This is a genomic window from Paenibacillus sp. OT2-17, assembly GCF_009827695.1.
GTDB lineage: Bacteria > Bacillota > Bacilli > Paenibacillales > Paenibacillaceae > Paenibacillus > Paenibacillus polymyxa_B.
The window spans coordinates 1-1,648 of sequence record NZ_WUDQ01000703.1 but is presented as its reverse complement, the minus strand read 5'-3'; the positions used below and the strand labels follow the sequence as shown (position 1 = coordinate 1,648).

The following is a 1,648-nucleotide window of genomic DNA, read 5'->3' as shown; positions in this document are numbered from 1 at the left end:
GCGAAGCAGTGTGGCCAACCCGACGGCGGCCCGGCGGGCGATATCTCGCATGGACGCGTCGGCACCATGCTCGGTGACGACGTCACGCGCGACTGCAAGTAGATGGCTGTAATTTTTTCTGGCGTCGGCTCGCATAAATCGCCTTGACAATGGCTGCTCGGTAATCTCGCCCAGTGGGCCGGCTTCGCCCGTGACAGCGCTCGCTCGGAAATATTTTCTAGAATCTGAGTACTGGCCGCTGTATTCTTCGTTAATGCGACCTAATAAAAAGTCTATAGAAACCCCAAAAAGAGTGGCAATCTTATCGATCGTTTCCTTCCTTGGTGTTCTGCCTTTTTTGTCAGACTCGTATCCAGCTATGGTAGATCTAGATATTTTCAATCGTTCTGCAGCTTGCTCCTGCGTCCATCCTCGCTCTTCACGAAGCATTTTAAATCTCTCGGCGAATGTAGCCACCTAAATCACCCCTATTAATATATTACATTATAAATGTTCCTTTTGGAAACATTCTATCAAATATTATTGTTAATGTTCCGAAAGGGAACTATAATCAAATTGGCTGTATGGCGTCGGATCGCATAAATCCCCTTGACAACGGATCACCGATCCATATATGATGAACCTGTATCTGAATCAGTGATCCACAAGATACAGCGCATTTGTGCAAATGGGAACCGAGACACTGTCGGACATCACGAAAGGGGAAAGAAGTCATGGGAAAACTTGAAGGTAAGGTTGCAGTCATCACGGGTGGATCGAGCGGCATGGCGCTGGCGAGCGCCATGCGGTTCGTTGAAGAAGGCGCCTATGTTTTCATCACGGGCCGGAGGCAGGAGGCGCTCGACGAGGCCGTCAAGCTGATTGGCCGGAACGTGACCGGCGTGCGCGGCGACTCGGCCAATCTCGACGACCTCGACCGCCTGTTCGATACAGTAAAGCGGGAAAAGGGCAAGATCGATGTCCTATTCGCGAGCGCTGGCACGGGCGAAGCCGGCCCACTGGGCGAGATTAGCGAGCAGCACTTCGATGCGACCTTCGGCCTGAATACGCGCGGAACGCTGTTTGCGGTCCAGAAGGCGTTGCCGCTGTGCAACGATGGCGGATCGATCATCATGACCGGGTCAGTTACTTCGGTGAAAGGTTTTCCTGGTTTCGGCGTGTATGCGGCGAGCAAGGCGGCGTTGCGCTCATTCGCACGCACTTGGCTCAACGAACTGAAGGGCAGGAATATCCGGGTGAACGTGCTGAGCCCGGGGCCGATCGCCACACCGATGCAGGACCAAGCTATCGACGAGGAGACGAAGCGTATGTTCGAATCCCTGATCCCGCGGGGAAAGATGGGCCGTCCTGAGGAAATTGCGACGGCCGCGCTGTTTCTTGCTTCAGACGATTCGAGCTTCGTGAATGGGGTGGATTTGTCTGTCGACGGCGGCTTATCGGCCATCTGAGATCACGCCGAAAAGCGTGTGGGGGGTCTGTCAACTTGACGAAGATGATCCGAGTTGTATCGATAAGTATGGAATCCTGATTAATAAGCGGGATTTATTTCGGTGATTGTCCAGCGGGTATTGTCTCGCGTGGCGCATCGCGGGCAGCGGGCCGCCTAACGCGGGCAACGGTCCCGCACGCCCGGTTACCAATTAACATG

2 protein-coding genes are annotated in these 1,648 nt (G+C 53.9%); one reads left to right on the top strand and one right to left on the bottom strand.

Annotated elements, in window-relative coordinates; genetic code table 11:
• Window positions 1–456, bottom strand: a 456-nt coding sequence (locus tag GRP75_RS29380; protein ID WP_202404331.1) for a helix-turn-helix domain-containing protein, incomplete at its 3' end; no start/stop codon positions are given.
• 257 nt (window positions 457–713) lie between these two features.
• On the opposite strand from GRP75_RS29380, the gene GRP75_RS26275 reads away from it, so the two are divergent.
• Window positions 714–1,448 (top strand): SDR family NAD(P)-dependent oxidoreductase, encoded by a 735-nt coding sequence (locus GRP75_RS26275; RefSeq protein WP_160790813.1) that lies wholly within the window; start codon window positions 714–716, stop codon window positions 1,446–1,448.
• Window positions 1,449–1,648 lie beyond the last annotated feature (200 nt).

Excerpts from the sequence above, each read along its gene's own strand:
- GRP75_RS26275 (WP_160790813.1), top strand. The coding sequence starts at position 714 with ATGGGAAAACTTGAAGGTAAGGTTGCAGTCATCACGGGTGGATCGAGC.